Here is a 16,601-nt window from a genome sequence, read left to right as displayed (position 1 = left end):
ACCCCGTCTACAGGGGATAGAAGCGCACCTCGGGGCGACCGACCTGACCGTAGTGGGGACGGCGGTCGGCCAGCCCGTTCTCCGCCAGGTACTCCAGGTACCGGCGCGCGGTGACCCGGGAGACGCCGGTGAGGTCGGCGGCAGCGGCGGCGGACAGGCCCTCCGCGGCGGACGCCAGCACGTCGGTCACGGCCTGGAGCGTCTCCCCGCTCATCCCCTTGGGCAGCGCATGGTGGTCGGGGGTGCGCAGGGTGGCGAGCATCCCGTCCACGTCGGCCTGCCCGCTGACCTCCCCCGCGCCGACCGCCTGCTCCCGGAACCGCGCGTACCGGACGAGCTTGTCGCGCAGCGACGCGAACGTGAACGGCTTCAGCAGGTACTGGACGATGCCGACCGCCACGGCGGTGCGGATCACCGCGAGGTCGCGCGCGGAGGTCACGGCGATGACGTCCACGTCCCGCCCGCCGGCGCGCAGCGCGCGGCAGACGGTGAGGCCGTGCGTGTCGGGCAGGTAGAAGTCCAGGAGGACGACGTCGACCTGCGTGCGCTCGCAGAACCGCAGCGCGTCCGCGCCCGAGTGCACGACCCCGGCGACGGTGAACCCGGCGACCCGCTCGACATAGGTCCGGTGCGCCTCCGCGGCCACCGGGTCGTCCTCGACCACCAGCACTCTGATCACTGTCCACCGCCCCCCGGCCGGGCCTCGGCCGCCTGCTCCGGAAGGACTCTCCCATGGAGCGGCAGCCGGACGGTGAACACGGCGCCGTGGCCGGGGCCGGCGGCCCTCACCCGGATGTCGCCGCCGTTGCGGCGGACGGCCTGGCCGACCAGGGCGAGGCCGAGTCCGTGCCCGACCGGGCCGCCGGACGTCTTCGTCGTCCAGCCGCGCCGGAACATCGCGGGCACCGCGGACGGGTCCACGCCCGGCCCGCTGTCGGACACCTCGAGGACGAGCACCCCGTCCTCCTCGCGGACGCCGACGCCGACGCGCGGCGGCCGGTCTGCGGCGCCCTCGACGGCGGCGTCGACCGCGTTGTCGATCAGGTTGCCGAGGATCGTGACCAGGTCGCGCGGCTCCACCGCGCCCTCGATCGCGGTGTCCTCGCCGATCACGAACTCGACTCCGCGCTCGCCCGCCTCGGCGGACTTGCCGAGCAGCAGCGCGGCCAGCACCGGCTCCCCGACCGAGCCGACGACCCGGTCGGTCAGCCGCTGGGCGCTCGCCAGGTCGGCGGTCGCGAACTCAACGGCCTGGTCGGGGCGGCCCAGCTCCACCAGGGACACCACCGTGTGCAGGCGGTTGGCGGCCTCGTGCGCCTGCGAGCGCAGCGACTCGGCGAACCCGCGCACCGTGTCCAGCTCGCCCGTCAGCGCCTGCAGCTCGGTGTGGTCCCGCAGGGTGACGACGTTGCCCATCACCCGGTCCCGCGACCGGACGGGCGAGGTGTTCACCACGAGGACCCGCGTGTCGCCGACGTGGATCTCGTCCGAGCGCGGCTCCCCGGAGACCAGTGTGGCAACGAGCTCATCCGGCAGCCCCAGCTCCGCGACGTCCCGCCCCCGCAACTCCCCCACGACCGGCGCGCCGGTCTCGTGGAGCGCGGCATGCGGGGGCGGCCCACGATCCAGGTCCAGGAGGTCTCGTGCGGCGTCGTTGCAGAGGACGATGCGTCCGGCGCGGTCGAGGATGAGCAGGCCCTCGCGGACGGCGTGCAGGATGGCCTCGTAGTACTCGAACATGCCGCGCAGCTCGTCCGGGGCGACGCCGCGCGTCTGGCGCCGGAGGCGGGCGGAGACGAGGTAGCTCCCGGCCATCCCCACCGCGAGGACGGCCGCGGCCACGGCGCCGAGGGCCAGCAGCCGCTGGCGGAGTTCGGCCGAGATCGCCTTGACCGTGATACCGACCGCGACCAGCGCCACCACCCGGTGGTCGTCGTCGAAGACGGGCGCGACGGTCCGGACGGACGGCCCGAGCGTGCCGGTGTAGGTCTCGGTGAACGTCCGGCCGGCGAGCGCGGGCGCGGTGTTGCCGACGAACGTCCCGCCGATGCGGGACGGGTTCGGATGCGTGTAGCGGATCCCGGCCGGACTCATGATCGTGATGAAGTCCACGCCGGTGTCGTGCCGGACGCGCTCGGCGTACGGCTGCAGGAGCCGGCTCGGTGCGGGGTCGGCGAGCGCCGCCCGGACGGTCGGGGCGTCGGCGATGGTCGCCGCGACGGCCGAGACCGTCTGCGTCGCGCTGTCGTCGACAGCGCGGCCGGAGTCCATGAAGGCCAGCGCCGCGCCGGCCGCCACGAGCAGCCCGACGATCGCCGCCTGGAGCACCAGCAACTGCCGGGCCAGGCTCCAGCGGCCCGGCGCCGCCCATCGAGGACGCACCCCCCGCCCCCTCCCCGTCACACCGTGGCCGATCACGCCTCGGCGTCACCGCATCGCACCTTGTCGTGAACGAAATGTACACAAGGGTGACCGCCGTCACAGAACCGCGCATAGTCGCCTGTGGACAGACCCCCACCCCCTGCCTGACCTGCGAGCTCCCCTCCAGAGCGGCGCCCATGGTGTGCATGCTCCGGCTCCCGCCGGAGGATGGGCGCCGCCGCGGGGCGGTCGCCCGCCCGGAGCTCCCACCGGGCGGGCGCCGCCCCTCGCACCGAGGCCGGGGTCCTGAGCCGAGGAGATCCACCGTGTCCCCACCCGCCACCGAGCCCTCCCCTGCCCCCGCACCCGCCGGCCGTAAGCAGAACCGCGTCCACTACCTGTACCTCGCCGTCGTCGCCGCCGTCGTGGCGGGCGCGGTCGTGGGGCTGGTCGCGCCGGACTTCGCGCAGGAGCTGAAGCCGATCGGCACCGCGTTCGTCGACCTGATCAAGATGATGATCGCGCCGATCATCTTCTGCACGATCGTGCTCGGCATCGGCTCGGTCGCCCGGGCGGCCGAGGTCGGCAGGATCGGCCTGGTCACCATCGGCTACTTCCTGGTGATGTCGACGCTGGCCCTGACCATCGGGCTCATCGTCGGGAACCTGCTGCACCCCGGCTCCGGGCTGCACCTCGATCCGTCCTCGGTCGCCGAGGCGAAGTCGCAGGCCGAGGGCGGCGAGAGCACCACCGACTTCCTGCTCGGGATCATCCCGGACACGCTGGTGTCGGCGCTGACCGAGGGGCAGGTGCTCCAGGCGCTGCTGGTCGCGATGCTCACCGGGTTCGCGCTCCAGGGCCTCGGGCCGGCGGGCGCGCCGATCCTGCGGGGCATCGAGCACCTGCAGCGGCTCGTGTTCCGCATCCTCTGGATGATCATGTGGGCGGCGCCGGTGGGAGCGTTCGGCGCGATCGCCGCGGTGGTCGGGTCGAGCGGCTGGGACGCGCTCAAGAGCCTCGCGGTCATCATGCTGGGCTTCTACGCGACGTGCGCGGTGTTCGTGTTCGCGGTGCTCGGCGCGGTGCTGTGGGCGGTCAGCCGGATCAGCGTGTTTGCCCTGCTGCGCTACCTGGCCCGCGAGTTCCTGCTGATCCTGTCGACGTCGTCGTCGGAGTCGGCGCTGCCGCGGCTGATCGCGAAGATGGAGCACCTCGGGGTGAGCCGCCCGGTCGTCGGCATCACCGTGCCGACCGGGTACTCCTTCAACCTGGACGGCACCGCGATCTACCTGACGATGGCGACGCTGTTCATCGCGTCCGCGCAGGACCAGCCCCTGTCGGTGGGCGCGCAGATCCCGCTGCTGCTCTTCATGATCGTCGCGTCGAAGGGCGCGGCGGGCGTCACCGGCGCGGGCCTCGCCACCCTCGCGGGCGGCCTCCAGTCGCACAAGCCCGCACTGGTGGACGGGGTGGGCTTCATCGTCGGCATCGACCGGTTCATGTCCGAGGCCCGCGCGCTGACGAACTTCGCGGGCAACGCGGTCGCCACCGTGGTGATCGGCACGTGGACGAAGGAGTTCGACGCGGAGCGGGCCCGCCGCGTCCTCGCCGGGGAGGACCCCTTCAACGAGGACACCCTGCTGGACGACCACGGCCCCGCCGCCGAACCGTCCGGCACGCGGAAGGAGCCGGTCCCCGCGACCGGCGCCGCACCCGCCTAGACCCTGTCTCGAAGTGGCCTCGGCCACGCGCGCGAACGCGTGACCTGGCCGGTGCCGCGACGCCGGAGGCGAGCGGCACCGGCCAGATCGCGAAGCGATACCGCGTTCGCCCAGGCCCGGTCACGTAGCGAGCCGCCAGGCGAGCGAAGTGGGCCGGGACTGTGTAAACACAGCCCCGCTCCGGCACCGGGCGGCCGTTCACGCGGACTCGGGCTGCGGACGGCGGCGGCGCAGGCGCCTGCGCGGGCGCTCGACCGACGGCCGGAAGCGGATCACCACCGGAAGGTCGGGCATGCCGACCGCGCGGCGGTACCGCTCGACGGGACCCGCGCCCAGTTCCCCGTAGACCTCGCTCACGAGGGCGTCGCCCTCGCAGGACACCTTCAGCCGGAGGCGCGGCCTGTCGGCCGTGCCGGTGAGGCGGGCCCGGGCGCCGTGGACGCCGGGCAGGCCGCGCGCATCCCGGTTCAGGTGGTCGGCGGCGGCGCGGGCCCGCGAGCGGGTCTCGGCATCGATGTCGGGGAACCACTGGTGGACGACGGCGCGCCCCTGGACGACCAGCCACACCTGCCCGGCGAGCGCCAGCGCCTCGGCGACCCCCGCCGCCGCCGGCAGGAACCAGCGGGTGTCCTCCGTGAACCGCGCCAGTGCGGGGTCGAGCAGCGGGCGCTCCGACAGGGCGCCGAACGCGTCGAACGCGCCGAGCCCGAGGGCGAGTCCGGACGCGCCCGCCAGCAGCAGCACCGCCCCGGTCACCGCGATCGCGATCCTCATCGTCAGTCCTCCTGCCAGCACCGTCCGTCTTTCCCGCACCGTCAGTCCTTCCGCCAGCCGAGCCGCACGTCGACCGGCGGCCGGTGCATCGGCTCGATCCGGTCCAGCCGCGCGTCGACCGCCTCGTGGACGAGGTCGGCGAGGTTCGCCGGGTTGCGGTAGTGGGTGCCGGCCCGCACGACGATCCCCCGGCGGAAGACCCCGAGGCCCCGGACGCGGGCGCGCTCGATGCCCGGCACCTCCAGCGCCGCGGCGGCGAGCATCCGGCGCAGCGCGGCCCGGCCGATGACGCCCGCGAGCCGCGGATCGGCGCCCGCGAGCGGCACGCCGCGCAGCCGTCCGGGCAGCGCGGCTACAAGGAACGCCGCGCCGAGGGCGGCCACCGCCCCCGACGTCGCCAGGACGTCGGGGTCGTTCCACGCGTGGCGCCGCAGGAGTTCCACGACCGGGGCGACGCCCGGCACCGGATGGACGCCCGAGCCGAGCGCCCCGGCCATCAGCTCGATGGCGGCGACCCCGCCCACCCCGGTCACCAGCAGCGCAGCGGCGAACCCGGCGAGCGCGCGGCGGGCCCGCAGCTCCCGGACGGCGAGCCGGCGCGCCAGCCGCCTGCCCTGCGCCTCCTCGATCAGCTCCTTGACCAGCGTCTCGGCCATAGCCACCCCCGTAGCCGTCGGCACGTCCGACTTCGTCACCCATGGTGCGCGAAAGTTACGCGGAGTGAAACACGCCATGCCGACATCTCACGCGTTCGCCGGCCGGAAAAGCGCAGGTCAGCGGAAGACGACCGTGCGGTCGCCGTTGAGCAGCACGCGGTGCTCGGCGTGCCAGCGCACCGCGCGGGCGAGCGCGAGGCACTCCACGTCGCGGCCCACGGCGACCAGTTCCTCGGGGCTGTGGGTGTGGTCGACGCGCGCGACCTCCTGCTCGATGATCGGCCCCTCGTCCAGGTCGGCGGTGACGTAGTGCGCGGTCGCGCCGATCAGCTTGACGCCGCGCGCGTGCGCCTGGTGGTAGGGGCGGGCGCCCTTGAAGCTCGGCAGGAACGAGTGGTGGATGTTGATGATCGCGCCGGGCAGCTTGGCGCAGAAGTCGTCGGACAGGATCTGCATGTACCGGGCGAGGACGACGAGGTCGGCGCGGTAGTGCTCGACCAGCGTCAGGATCTCGGCCTCCTGCGCGGGCTTGCCGCCCGGCCCGACCGGCAGGTGGTGGTAGTCGATCCCGTACGACTGGGTGAGCGGCCGCAGGTCGGGGTGGTTGGACGCGACCGCGACGATGTCGATGTCGAGCAGCCCGGAGCGCGTCCGGTACAGCAGGTCGTTCAGGCAGTGCCCGCCCTTCGACACCATGATCAGCACGCGCGGGCGCTCGGCCAGCGGGTGCAGCCGCCACTCCAGCCCGAGCTCGGGCACCAGGGAGGCGAACGCGCCGCGCAGCTCGTCGGGATCGGTGTCGTCGAGCGCCGCGAACTGCACCCGCATGAAGAAGGTCCCGGACCCGCCGTCGCCGAACTGCTGGCTCTCGACGATGTTGCACCCGCGCTCGGCCAGCAGCCCGGAGACGGCGGCCACGATGCCGGGACGGTCGGGGCAGGACAGGGTCAGCACGTACTCGTTCGCGGCTTCGTTCACGGGTCTCACTCTTGCCTCGGCGCGGGAAGCGCCAGCTCAGGACGGTCAGGTCGCTGCCCAGCTTACGCAGCGGCACCCTGTCCCGCCGCCGTACCGGCCGGTCGGGCGGAAGGCGCGCGGCGAACGTCGCCGGGGCGGCGCCCGCGATGGCCGCCTTGCCCGCGACGCCCTGTCTACCGGTGAGTAGTTTGAAGGCTCCCCTTGGGGTTACCTTTGCCCCCATGCGGCGAATCGCGCTCGTGGCTCTGGCTGTCACCCTGGCCCTGGCGGGCTGCACCGACAAGACCGGTGAGAAGGGCGGCGAGGGCGGAAAGAAGGGCGGCCGTCCCGCGACGGTCGACGGCGTTCCGACGTCCGAGGGGACCCACAAGCAGAAGCTCGACGTGGGGACGGTCGGGCACCGCGAGTACCTGCTGCACGTCCCGGCCAAGGTCGCCGACGGCGACTGGAAGGACGGCAGGCCGGCCGACCGGCCCGCGCTGGTCATCGCCCTCCACGGCGGGCTGGCCAACATGTCGAAGATGCAGGACCTGACCGGGTTCGACAAGCTCTCGGACGAGCACGGCTTCCTCGTCGCCTACCCCGACGGGTTCATGACCACGTGGAACGCGGGCGACTGCTGCGGCGCCGCCAAGGTCGGGAACATCGACGACGTCGCCTTCCTCGGCAAGCTCATCGACAAGCTCGCCGGTGCCGGGCTGGCCGACCCGAAGCGCGTCTACGTCACCGGGTTCTCCAACGGCGCCGGAATGGCCTACCGGATGGCCTGCGAGAAGCCGGACAAGGTGGCGGCGATCGGAGTGGTCGAGGGCGCCCTCGTGACCGAGTGCGATCCGGGCCGGCCGGTGTCTGCGATGATCTTCCACGGGACGGCGGACGGGAACGTGCCCTTCAACGGCGGCGGGGACCGCGACTTCAACGACAAGCGCCCGTTCCCCCCGGTGTCGGACGCGGTCGAGTTCTGGCGGAAGGTCGGGGGGCTGCCCCAGCCGAGCAGGCGGGTGAAGGCGCTGAGCGGCGACACCCGGTGCGAGAGCACGGGCAAGGGGCGGCAGGGCGTCGCGGTGACCTTCTGCAAGATCGACGGCGGGCGGCACGCGTGGCCCAAGGAGGCGAGCCCGATGCTGTGGGACTTCTTCGCCTCCCATCCGCGCGCCGGTGCGTGAGGCGGTACCCGGTGCGCCCGCGGCGCAGAACGCGAAGGCGTACGTGAGACCTTTTCACATTTGCCCGGTAGAGTGGCAGCGTGACGAGCATGAACCTCCGGGACCGCTACGACGCCGCGACCGCCGGGCTTGAGGCGCCGTTCGCCGTCGTCGACCTCGCGGCCTTCCACGCCAACGCCGCCGACCTCGTCCGCCGCGCCGCGGGCAAGCCGATCCGCGTCGCCAGCAAGTCGGTGCGCTGCCGGGCGCTCCTGGAGGACGTCCTCGCGATGGACGGGTTCGCCGGGATCATGGCGTTCACCCTCCCCGAGGCGCTCTGGCTTGCCGCCGAGGGCGTGAGCGACGACATCCTCGTCGCCTACCCCACCGCCGACCGCACCGCGATCGCCGCGCTCGCCGAGGACTCCCGCGCCGCCCGCGCCGTCACGCTGATGGTCGACTCCCCCGAGCACCTCGACCTGATCGAGTCCGCCGCCGGCGACCGGCGGGTGCGGGTCTGCATCGACATCGACGCCTCCTTCCGCACCCTCGGCGGCCGGGTGCGGATCGGAGCGCTGCGCTCCCCGCTGCACACCGCCGCCGACGTCCGGGCGTTCGCCGAGCTGGTCCTCAAGCGGCCCTCGTTCGACCTCGTCGGGCTGATGGCCTACGAGTCGCAGATCGCGGGCGTCGGGGACGTCCCCCCGGGCCGCCCCGCGCGGGGCCGCGTCATCCGCGCCATGCAGCGGCAGTCCCGGGCGGAGCTGGCCCGGCGCCGCGCCGCGATCGTCCGGGCCGTCCGGGAGCTCACCGACCTGGAGTTCGTCAACGGCGGCGGCACCGGCAGCGTGGAGACGACCGCGGCCGAGCGCGCCGTCACCGAGGTCGCGGCAGGCTCCGGCCTCTACCAGCCGCACCTGTTCGACCAGTACTCCAACTTCTCCGGGCGCCCCGCCGCGCTCTTCGCGCTGCCGGTCGTGCGCCGTCCCGCGCCGGGCGTCGTGACGTGCCTCGGCGGCGGCTACCTCGCGTCCGGGCCGGCCGACACCGTCCGGCTCCCCCAGCCCTACCTGCCGACCGGCCTGTCCTACGACGGCAACGAGGGGGCGGGCGAGGTGCAGACGCCGCTGCTCGGCCGCGCGGCGGACCTGCTGTCGGTCGGCGACCGCGTCTGGTTCCGCCACACCAAGGCCGGCGAGCTGTGCGAGCGCTTCGACGCCCTGCACCTCATCGAGGACGGCCGGCACATCCGCACCGTCCCCACCTACCGGGGCGAGGGCCGCACGTTCCTGTGACGATCCGCCCGACCGTCTAGGTTGGGGGGATGAGCGACGCTCCAATGATCAGTGTCCGCGGCGAGGCGGTGCTGGAGGCCGAGCCGGAGATCGCGCGGCTGTCGGTGCACGTCGAGTCGCAGGAGTCCGACCGGCGCACGGCCCTCGACCGCCTCACCGAGCGCAACCAGCAGTGCCTCGACCTGGTCAAGTCCTACGGCGAGGCCGTGGAGAGGCTGGAGACCGGCGGCCTGTCGATCACGCCGCTGCTGAAGTACCGCAGGCGCGAGGGCGACATCCGCGCCTACCGCGGCACCGTCTGGATCAAGATCACGGTCAGCGACTTCGCGGTGCTGGGCGAACTGGTCACGCGGCTCGGCGACCTGGAGCGCACCTACGTCACCGGGCCGGAGTGGGAGCTGCGGCAGGACAGCGAGGTCTACCGGCGGGCCGCCCGGCAGGCGGCGCACGCGGCCGTCGAGCGGGCCCGCGGCTATGCCGAGGCGCTCGGGGCCCGGCTCACCGGCCTGGTGGAGCTGTCGGACGAGGGGCTCGGCCGCGACACGGACGCCGGCGGGCCCGTCGCGCTCGCCGCCGCCTACGGACGCGCGGGCGGGGGCGCCGCCGAGGAGCCCGAGCCGATCGACCTGGAACCCGAGACGCAGATCGTCCGCGCCACCGTCGAGGCCCGGTTCACCGCGACCGCTCCCGACCTCGGCTGAACCGCCCGGCCACCGGACGGCCCTGCCACTGAACGGCCCTGCCACTGAACCGCCGTGCCACTGAACAACAGGGGCGCCGCGCCCGTACTCAGGGTGTGGGAGGAACGGACTGCGGGGTGTACCGGATCGGCCTCGGCGTCTACGCCATCGGACGGCTGGCCGGCGCCGAGGCGGACGCGCTGGCGGCGCACCTGAGCGGCTGCCCGCCGTGCCGCGCCGAGCTCGCCCGGCTCCGCGACGTCGCCGACCTGCTCGCCCGCTCCGCCCGGCAGTGGGGCGGCGCCGTACCGCCGCACCCGGGCGCCGTCCCGCCGCATCCCGGCGGCGCCGGGAAACGCGGAAGCGCCGGCCGCGGACCGCGGACCGGCGCCTCCGGAACGGGGCTCAGCGGCGCCTGCGCCTACGGCGCCGCAGGACCAGGGCGGTCACGATGACCGCCGCGCCGACGCCGGCGAGCACGAGCCGCTTGTCGATCTGACCGCCCTCGCCCTCCTCGTCGTCGTCGGAGGGGCGCACCATCGCGCCGATGGCCTTGACGACGTGGTCGGCCTCGTCCTTCAGCCGCTCCGCGCCCCGCTGCGCGACGTTCTTGGGGTTCACCCGGTCGGCGATCTCGTCGACGGCGCGGGCCAGTTGCTGGCGGCTGCGCTCTATCTCCCGTTCCAGCGCCTCCGGGTCGCGGCTCTTGTCAGCCATGCCGTGTCCTTATCCTGTCGGGCGTACTCGCGCGGGCGAGAACCGTGGCGAGCCGAGCGTGGTCCGCACGGACTCGGCCGAGCGTGATCCGGACAGTCTTGCAGGTCTTCCCGGCGGATGCCCGCCGCACCCCAGCCGGTACCGTTGGAGCCACCATCCGAGCGAAAGGCGGGACAGGGTGTCCGAGCGGTTGCAGCCGGGCGACGTCGCCCCAGAGTTCGAGCTTCCCGACGCCGACGAGACCGCGGTGTCGCTGGCCTCGCTGCGCGGCAGGCGCGTGATCCTCTACTTCTACCCGGCGGCCATGACCCCCGGTTGCACCAAGGAGTCGGTCGACTTCGAGAGCAGCCTCCCCGAGCTGGAGGCCGCCGGCGTGACCGTCGTCGGGGTGTCCCCCGACAAGCCGGCCAAGCTCGCCAAGTTCCGGGAGAAGGAGGGGCTCACGTTCCCGCTCCTGTCCGACCCCGACGCGCAGGTCCTGCAGGCCTACGGCGCCTACGGGGAGAAGAAGCTGTACGGCAAGGTCGTCGTCGGCGTCATCCGGTCCACCTTCGTCATCGACCCCGAGGGGAAGATCGAGAAGGCGTACTACAACGTGAAGGCGACGGGGCACGTGGAGCGCCTCCGCCGCGAACTCGGCGTCTAGCCGGCGCCCGTCCGGACGCGGGAAGCACCGCGGCCCGCGCTCAGCGCGGGCCGGGTGCGGGCGGGGGGATTCGAACCCCCACGGTGTCGCCACCAACAGGACCTAAACCTGCCGCGTATACCTGATTTCGCCACGCCCGCCCGTGCCGCCCGGGCGTCCGTGCTACCGGCCGGGGGCCGGGTTCAGCTTAGCGTCCTGATCGGCGGGCGCGGCAACGGATTCCGCGTCCTCCCGGCGGGGCGCCCGGTACAGGACCGCGACGACGACGGCGGCGACGGCGAGCGCGACCGAGGCGGTGAGGAACGCCGACTGGAGGCCGTCGCTGAAGGCCGCCCGCGCCCGGTCGGCCGCCTCCGGGCCGAGCCGCATCGCCATCGCGAGGGACGTCTTCGCCTGCTCGGCGGCCGGGCCCGGCACGTTCCCGAGGTCGAGGTTCGCGCGGTAGGCCGACTGGAGCAGGCTGCCGAGGACGGCGATGCCGAGCGCCCCGCCGAGCTCGCGGGCCAGGTCGTTCATCGCCGAGCCCACGCCCTGCTTCTCGGCGGGCAGCGCGTCGGTGATCGAGGCGGTGGACGGGGTCATCGCGAGGCCCATCCCCGCGCCGAACGGGACGAGGCCCGCGAGCAGCAGCCAGTAGGTGCTGTCCTCGTCCAGCAGCGAGAAGACCAGCATCGCGACGCCGACGAGCAGCAGCCCCGCCGTGATGACGCGGCGCGGGCCGACCCTGGCGGCCAGCCTCGGCGCGACGCCCCGGGCGAACGGCATCATCGTGAGCGCCATGGGCAGCAGGCTGAGCGCGCCCACGAGCGCGCTGTCGCCCTTCACCAGCTGCAGGTACTGCAGGACGATGAAGACGAAGCCGAAGAAGGCGAAGAACTGCAGGGTGATCGTGAGGGCGCCCGCGGAGAACGCCCGGATGCGGAACAGCCGCGGGTCGAGCAGCGGGTTCGGCCGCTTCAGCTCCCACAGGACGAACCCGGCGAGGACGACCACGGCGGCGGCGAGGCCGAGCAGCGTCCGCGCGGACGACCAGCCGTGCGTCGGCGCCTCGATGATGGAGTAGACGCCGGCGCCGAGCCCGATCACGGTGATCAGCGCGCCGGTCAGGTCGAGCCGCGGGGCCTCCGGGTCGGCGGACTCGGGGACGACCGCGAGCGTGGCCGCCAGCGCGACCACCGCGAGGACGACGTTCATCCAGAACACCGACCGCCACGACCAGAACTCCAGCAGCGTGCCCGACACCAGCAGCCCGAAGATGCCGCTGGCCCCGGCGACGCCCGCCCAGGCGCCGACCGCGCGGGTGCGCTGCTCGGCCGGGAACGTCGAGGTGATGGTGGACAGCGTGGCCGGCATCACCAGCGCCGCACCGACGCCGAGGACGCCGCGCATCGCGATCAGGTGGTCCGGGTCGCTCGCCAGCGCCGCCGCGGCCGAGCCCGCGCCGAACACGACGAGCCCCGCGGCGAGCGCGCGGCGCCGCCCGTAGCGGTCGCCGACCGCGCCGCCGAGCAGCAGCAGCGCCGCGAAGACCAGCGCGTAGGCGTCGATGATCCACGACAGCTCGGTCAGGCCGGCGCGGGTGTCGCGGGCGATGGACGGCACCGCGGTGTTGAGGGAGGCCACGGCCGACACCACCGTGGCGAGGGACAGCATCACGGCCGGCAGCACCGCTCGGTGGACGGCGCCCGGCCCCTGCTTCGTGGTGTTCATGCCTCGAATGTCGTCCCCGCCCGGGCTATATTTCAACTGTGATGAATAAATCCGGGAACGGGCGCGGGCGGCGTCCCGGCAGCCCCGACACCCGGGAGGCGATCCTCGCGGTGGCCCGCCGCCGCTTCCTGGCCGACGGCTACGGGCCCGTCACGATGCGCTCCATCGCGGCCGAGGCCGGGGTGGACGCCGCACTGATCAGCTACTTCTTCGGCTCGAAGAAGGGGCTGTTCGGCGCCGTGCTCGGGCTGGTCGCCAACCCGCCCGAGGTGCTCGCGGGCGCGCTGCCCGGCGACCCCGCCACGCTGCCGGAACGCGTCCTGCGCGCGATGGTCGCCGCCTGGGACGACCCGGAGCGCGGCGCGCCGCTGCTGATGATGGTGCGCGCGGCCGTCCAGGACCCGGAGCTGGCCCGGCTGGTGCGCGACATCCTGGAACGTGAGATGATCAACCGGATCGCCGAGCGGCTGGGCGGCCCCGACGCCACCGCGCGGGCCGCGGCGTTCGGCACCCAGCTCGCCGGGCTGATCTTCGCGCGCTACGTCCTCGCCGTGGAACCCGTCGCCTCCATGGGACCCGATGAATTAATCCGGTACCTCGCCCCCGGGCTCCGCGCCGCCGTCCACGGCCCGCCCCGCAGACCCCGGATGCGGTGACCCGCACGCCTGGCCGGGGCCGCGCCGCCACCGCGAAGCGGCGCCCTCCGCCGGCCCACCGCCAGGGGGCCGGAAGCGGCCGGACTATTCGGGTGAAAGTTCGCGGCATACCGGAGGCGGGCGTTCTAGGCTGGTCGGGTCCGTTCGCCGTGCGCAGTGGGTGACATCGTGATCACACACCTGGCGGGACCGCCGTGAGCGCCGGCCCCGCGAGTGCCGACCCCGCGGGCGGCGGCTTCACGCACCGCCTGCTGCCCTTCTCCGGGGTGGAGGAGTACCTCGGCGGCGCCGTGCCGTTCCTGCGCGCCGGCCTCGACGCGGGCGACCGCGTCCTCGCGGTGTGCGGGACCGGCCGCGAGATGCTGCTGCGCGACGCCCTCGGGCCCGCCGCGGCCGGGGTCGAGTTCACCGAGCCCGCCGCCTGGTACGCGCACCCGTCCCGCACGCTCGCGGACTGCCTCGGCGACGCCCGCGAGACCGCGCGGCGGGGCCGGCGGCTGCGCCTGCTCGGCGAGCCGGTCTGGGCGACGCGGCCGGCGCTGGAGGTCGTCGAGTGGCAGCGGACCGAGGCCGTGCTGAACGACGCGTTCCGCGGCACCGGCGCCGCGATCATGTGCCCCTACGCGGCGACGCTGCCCGCGTCCGTCGTCGCGGCCGGGCGCCGGACCCACCCCGAGACCGTGCGCGGCGCGCGGGCCCTGCCCAACCCCGGCTTCGTGAGTCCCACGGCGTACTGCGCCCGGTGCGACGGCGAGCCGCTCCCTCCGCCGCCGGACGGCGCCGACACCCTGGTGATCGAGCGTCCCGACCTGTACTGGCTCCGCGCCTGGGTCGCCGACTGCGCGCGGCGCACGCCGCTGCCCGGCGGCGACCGGCAGCGCCTCCTGGTCGCGGTGACCGAGGTCGTGACGAACGCGTTCCGGCACGGGGAGCCGCCCGTCGCCGTGCGCCTGTGGACCGACGCCTCGCCCGGCACGGCCGCGCTCGTCTGCGAGGTCACCGACAAGGGGCGGTGGGAGCAGGACGCCGGGTTCGGGCTCGTCCCGCCGCGCCCGGACGGCGGGACGCCCGGCGGCCGGTTCGGACTGTGGGCGGTGCGGCTGCTGTGCTCCCTCGTCCAGATCCGGACAGGCGAGGACGGCACCGCCGTGCGGCTGAGGCTCGCCCTGCCCGTCGACGCGGCCATGGCGGGCCCTCGGCGCGGTCCGGCCGCGGGGCCCGGCGGCTCGAACGGAGCGTGAGGAACTCCCTGCGTTGGGCTTCCAACGGCACGGGACCGGCGTACGCTGAACGAATCCGCCTCACAGTGATGGGGAGGCCATGGAGACATCATGGTTCGCCGAGCGCTCAGTCAGCGCCGTCCGCCCCGGAGACCACGGCTGGCTGGCCTACAGCAGCCGGGAGGAACGCGACCGGGTCATAGGTCCATTCGTCCGGGAGGGCTTGGAGACCGACGAGAAGGTCGTGTACGTCACCGACGTCCCGGCCGAACTGCTTCCCGGCCTCGGGCCCGGGCAGCCGATCGACGTGGAGGCCCGTGTCAGGTCGGGCCAGCTGCGGGTCATCCCGCGGCGGGAGGCCTGCCTCGACCGCGGCGGCGCCTTCGAGCCGGCCCGGATGGCCGACACCATCGGCCGCGAGGTCGGCGCCGCGTTCGGCCAGGGCTTCCGCGCGGTGCGCGTCACCACCGACTACACCTGCCTGCTGAACGGTCCCGGCCGGTCCGACCTCGGCCGGATGCTGGGCTGCGAGCACCGGGTCGGCGACGCCGTCTCGCCGAGCACCATGGCGATGGCGATCTGCCAGGTCGACCGGCACGCCTGCCGGCCCGCCGAGCTCACCGCCCTCCGCGACACACACGAGGTCCTCGTGGAAGTGAACCCCGAGTTCGACGACGGGATCCTGAAGATCGTGCGCACGTTCGAGCCCGAGGGCCTGCGCGTCGAGGGCGAGCTGGACGCCGCGCGGCACGCCGTGTTCGCCGAGCAGCTCGCCCAGGTGCGGCCCGGCGGCAGCGTCCACCTCGACATGTCCCGCCTCGGGTTCATCGACCTCGGCGCGCTGCACCTGCTGGCCAGGCACGCCATCCGGCTGCCCGCCGACGCCGCGCTGGTCCTCGACCACCTCTCGCCCGACGTCGAGAGCGTCATCGACATGGTCGGCTGGCACCGGCTGCCCGGCCTCGCCCGGGGGCGGCGGCTGCCGGACACGGAGGGCATCGCCTGATGGCACTGGAGCACAAGGCGTTCATGTACCGGGGCACCGACGAGTTCCTGTCCGTCACCGTGCCCTATCTCGAATCGGGCCTGGAGCGCGGCCAGGTCGTGATCGCCGTCGCCCGCGAGCCCAACCTGACCGCCCTGCGCGACTCGCTCGGCGCCCGCGGCGACACGGTCGCCTTCCTCGACTCGGCCACGTTCTACCAGCATCCCGTCCGCACCCTGCGCGACTACCAGAGCATCGTGAAGGGCAGCGCCCCGCGCACCGTCTGCGCCCTCGCCGAACCGCTCTGGACCGGATGGGACGAGCGCCAGACGCTCGAATGGGTCCGCTACGAGTCCCTCATCAACGTGGTCTTCGGCGACTCGGGGGCGCGCGCCCTGTGCCCCTACGACGCCGGGGAGCTGCCGCAGCGCGTCCTCGACGAGGCCCGCCGCACCCATCCGCTGCTGCTCGCCCCGGGCCACGACGGCCAGAACGCCGACTACGTCGACCCGGTGGAGTTCGGGTCCGGCTGCGACGGCCGGTTCCGCTCCGACCGCCCTGCCGGCGCGGAGTACCTGCCCATCGACGGCGACGACCTGCACGCGCTGCGCGTGTTCGTCGGCGAGCGCGCCCGCCGGCACGGCCTGGCCAAGCAGCAGGCGCAGAACCTCGTCACCGCCGCCAACGAGGTCGCCGCGAACGCCCTCCAGCACGGCACGCCGCCGATCGGGCTGTGGGTGTGGCAGGACGGCGCCGACCTGGTCTGCGAGGTCGGCGACAACGGCTTCTGGTCCCCCGGGCCCGACTCCCTGACCGGCTTCGTCCCGCCCGACTCCGCCCTCCAGCGCGGCTTCGGGCTGTGGACCGTCCGCCTGCTGGTCGACCTCATGGAGCTCCGCGCCGGATGGGACGGCACCTTCGTCCGGCTGCGCTGCAGATGACGCGGTGCGGCTGACACGGGCGCGGCTGACACGGGCGCGGCTGACACGGGCGCGGCTGACACGGGCGCGGCTGACACGGGCGCGGCTGACACGGGCGCGGCTGACACGGGCGCGGC

18 protein-coding genes and 1 tRNA gene are annotated in these 16,601 nt (G+C 74.0%); 11 read left to right on the top strand and 8 right to left on the bottom strand.

Going from position 1 to position 16,601, the window contains the following annotated elements:
• Window positions 1-7: 7 nt before the first annotated feature.
• Complete coding sequence (locus ABWI07_RS01835) at window positions 8-679, bottom strand: response regulator (RefSeq protein ID WP_149259475.1); 672 nt, start codon at window positions 677-679, stop codon at window positions 8-10.
• Window positions 676-2,382 carry a sensor histidine kinase gene (locus tag ABWI07_RS01830; protein WP_353817391.1) on the bottom strand — a complete coding sequence of 569 codons (1,707 nt, stop codon included), beginning with the start codon at window positions 2,380-2,382 and terminating at the stop codon, window positions 676-678. The genes ABWI07_RS01835 and ABWI07_RS01830 overlap by 4 nt, the downstream gene beginning before the upstream one ends.
• Window positions 2,383-2,687: 305 nt before the next feature.
• Between ABWI07_RS01830 and ABWI07_RS01825 the strand changes: the two genes are divergently transcribed.
• Complete coding sequence (locus ABWI07_RS01825) at window positions 2,688-4,082, top strand: cation:dicarboxylate symporter family transporter (RefSeq protein WP_353817390.1); 1,395 nt, start codon at window positions 2,688-2,690, stop codon at window positions 4,080-4,082.
• Window positions 4,083-4,280: 198 nt separating this feature from the next.
• Here ABWI07_RS01825 and ABWI07_RS01820 read toward each other — a convergent pair whose 3' ends face one another.
• From ABWI07_RS01820 to purU, 3 genes are all read right to left on the bottom strand, one after another.
• Window positions 4,281-4,856, bottom strand: coding sequence for a hypothetical protein (locus ABWI07_RS01820; RefSeq protein ID WP_149259473.1), 576 nt, complete (start codon window positions 4,854-4,856; stop codon window positions 4,281-4,283).
• 41 nt (window positions 4,857-4,897) lie between these two features.
• Window positions 4,898-5,512: a DUF6286 domain-containing protein gene (locus tag ABWI07_RS01815; RefSeq protein ID WP_149259472.1), complete on the bottom strand. Its 615-nt coding sequence runs from the start codon at window positions 5,510-5,512 to the stop codon at window positions 4,898-4,900.
• Between the two features lie 117 nt (window positions 5,513-5,629).
• On the bottom strand, window positions 5,630-6,490 hold the full coding sequence (gene purU / locus ABWI07_RS01810; RefSeq protein ID WP_149259471.1) for a formyltetrahydrofolate deformylase: 861 nt from the start codon (window positions 6,488-6,490) through the stop codon (window positions 5,630-5,632).
• A gap of 221 nt (window positions 6,491-6,711) precedes the next feature.
• On the opposite strand from purU, the gene ABWI07_RS01805 reads away from it, so the two are divergent.
• From ABWI07_RS01805 to ABWI07_RS01790, 4 genes are all read left to right on the top strand, one after another.
• Entirely contained in the window at window positions 6,712-7,656 is a 945-nt protein-coding gene (locus ABWI07_RS01805; protein ID WP_149259470.1) for a CE1 family esterase, read from the top strand.
• An 89-nt stretch (window positions 7,657-7,745) separates the two neighbouring features.
• Entirely contained in the window at window positions 7,746-8,930 is a 1,185-nt protein-coding gene (locus ABWI07_RS01800; RefSeq protein WP_353817505.1) for an amino acid deaminase/aldolase, read from the top strand.
• A gap of 29 nt (window positions 8,931-8,959) precedes the next feature.
• Complete coding sequence (locus tag ABWI07_RS01795) at window positions 8,960-9,631, top strand: SIMPL domain-containing protein (protein ID WP_149259469.1); 672 nt, start codon at window positions 8,960-8,962, stop codon at window positions 9,629-9,631.
• Window positions 9,632-9,726: 95 nt separating this feature from the next.
• Window positions 9,727-10,065: a zf-HC2 domain-containing protein gene (locus ABWI07_RS01790; protein ID WP_149259468.1), complete on the top strand. Its 339-nt coding sequence runs from the start codon at window positions 9,727-9,729 to the stop codon at window positions 10,063-10,065.
• On the opposite strand, the gene ABWI07_RS01785 is transcribed toward ABWI07_RS01790, so the two are convergent.
• The gene (locus ABWI07_RS01785; protein ID WP_353817389.1) at window positions 10,016-10,327 is read right to left on the bottom strand and encodes a DUF3618 domain-containing protein; all 312 of its coding nucleotides are present in this window, start codon (window positions 10,325-10,327) and stop codon (window positions 10,016-10,018) included. The two genes, ABWI07_RS01790 and ABWI07_RS01785, sit on opposite strands and share 50 nt — an antisense overlap.
• 178 nt (window positions 10,328-10,505) lie before the next feature.
• Between ABWI07_RS01785 and bcp the strand changes: the two genes are divergently transcribed.
• Window positions 10,506-10,973 carry a thioredoxin-dependent thiol peroxidase gene (bcp, locus tag ABWI07_RS01780; protein ID WP_149259466.1) on the top strand — a complete coding sequence of 156 codons (468 nt, stop codon included), beginning with the start codon at window positions 10,506-10,508 and terminating at the stop codon, window positions 10,971-10,973.
• 55 nt (window positions 10,974-11,028) lie between these two features.
• On the opposite strand, the gene ABWI07_RS01775 is transcribed toward bcp, so the two are convergent.
• Window positions 11,029-11,113: transfer RNA gene (locus ABWI07_RS01775), tRNA-Leu, on the bottom strand.
• A 22-nt stretch (window positions 11,114-11,135) separates the two neighbouring features.
• On the bottom strand, window positions 11,136-12,683 hold the full coding sequence (locus ABWI07_RS01770; RefSeq protein WP_353817388.1) for an MFS transporter: 1,548 nt from the start codon (window positions 12,681-12,683) through the stop codon (window positions 11,136-11,138).
• Between the two features lie 41 nt (window positions 12,684-12,724).
• Between ABWI07_RS01770 and ABWI07_RS01765 the strand changes: the two genes are divergently transcribed.
• From ABWI07_RS01765 to ABWI07_RS01745, 5 genes are all read left to right on the top strand, one after another.
• The gene (locus tag ABWI07_RS01765; protein ID WP_149259464.1) at window positions 12,725-13,339 is read left to right on the top strand and encodes a TetR/AcrR family transcriptional regulator; all 615 of its coding nucleotides are present in this window, start codon (window positions 12,725-12,727) and stop codon (window positions 13,337-13,339) included.
• A 194-nt stretch (window positions 13,340-13,533) separates the two neighbouring features.
• A complete protein-coding gene (locus tag ABWI07_RS01760) occupies window positions 13,534-14,580 on the top strand; it encodes an anti-sigma factor RsbA family regulatory protein (RefSeq protein ID WP_353817387.1) in 1,047 nt (348 codons plus the stop codon).
• A gap of 79 nt (window positions 14,581-14,659) precedes the next feature.
• On the top strand, window positions 14,660-15,565 hold the full coding sequence (locus ABWI07_RS01755) for an MEDS and STAS domain-containing protein (RefSeq protein ID WP_149259462.1): 906 nt from the start codon (window positions 14,660-14,662) through the stop codon (window positions 15,563-15,565).
• Window positions 15,565-16,485, top strand: coding sequence for an anti-sigma factor RsbA family regulatory protein (locus ABWI07_RS01750; protein WP_353817386.1), 921 nt, complete (start codon window positions 15,565-15,567; stop codon window positions 16,483-16,485). Before ABWI07_RS01755 ends, ABWI07_RS01750 begins: the two co-directional genes overlap by 1 nt.
• A gap of 4 nt (window positions 16,486-16,489) precedes the next feature.
• Window positions 16,490-16,601, top strand: a 112-nt coding sequence (locus tag ABWI07_RS01745; RefSeq protein WP_353817504.1) for a pentapeptide repeat-containing protein, incomplete at its 3' end; no start/stop codon positions are given.

The sequence above is a fragment of the Actinomadura sp. NPDC000600 genome, from assembly GCF_040492135.1.
In the GTDB taxonomy this organism is placed as follows: domain Bacteria; phylum Actinomycetota; class Actinomycetes; order Streptosporangiales; family Streptosporangiaceae; genus Spirillospora.
Note: the sequence above shows the minus strand (reverse complement) of the source record. Positions and strands in the feature narration are given on the sequence as shown.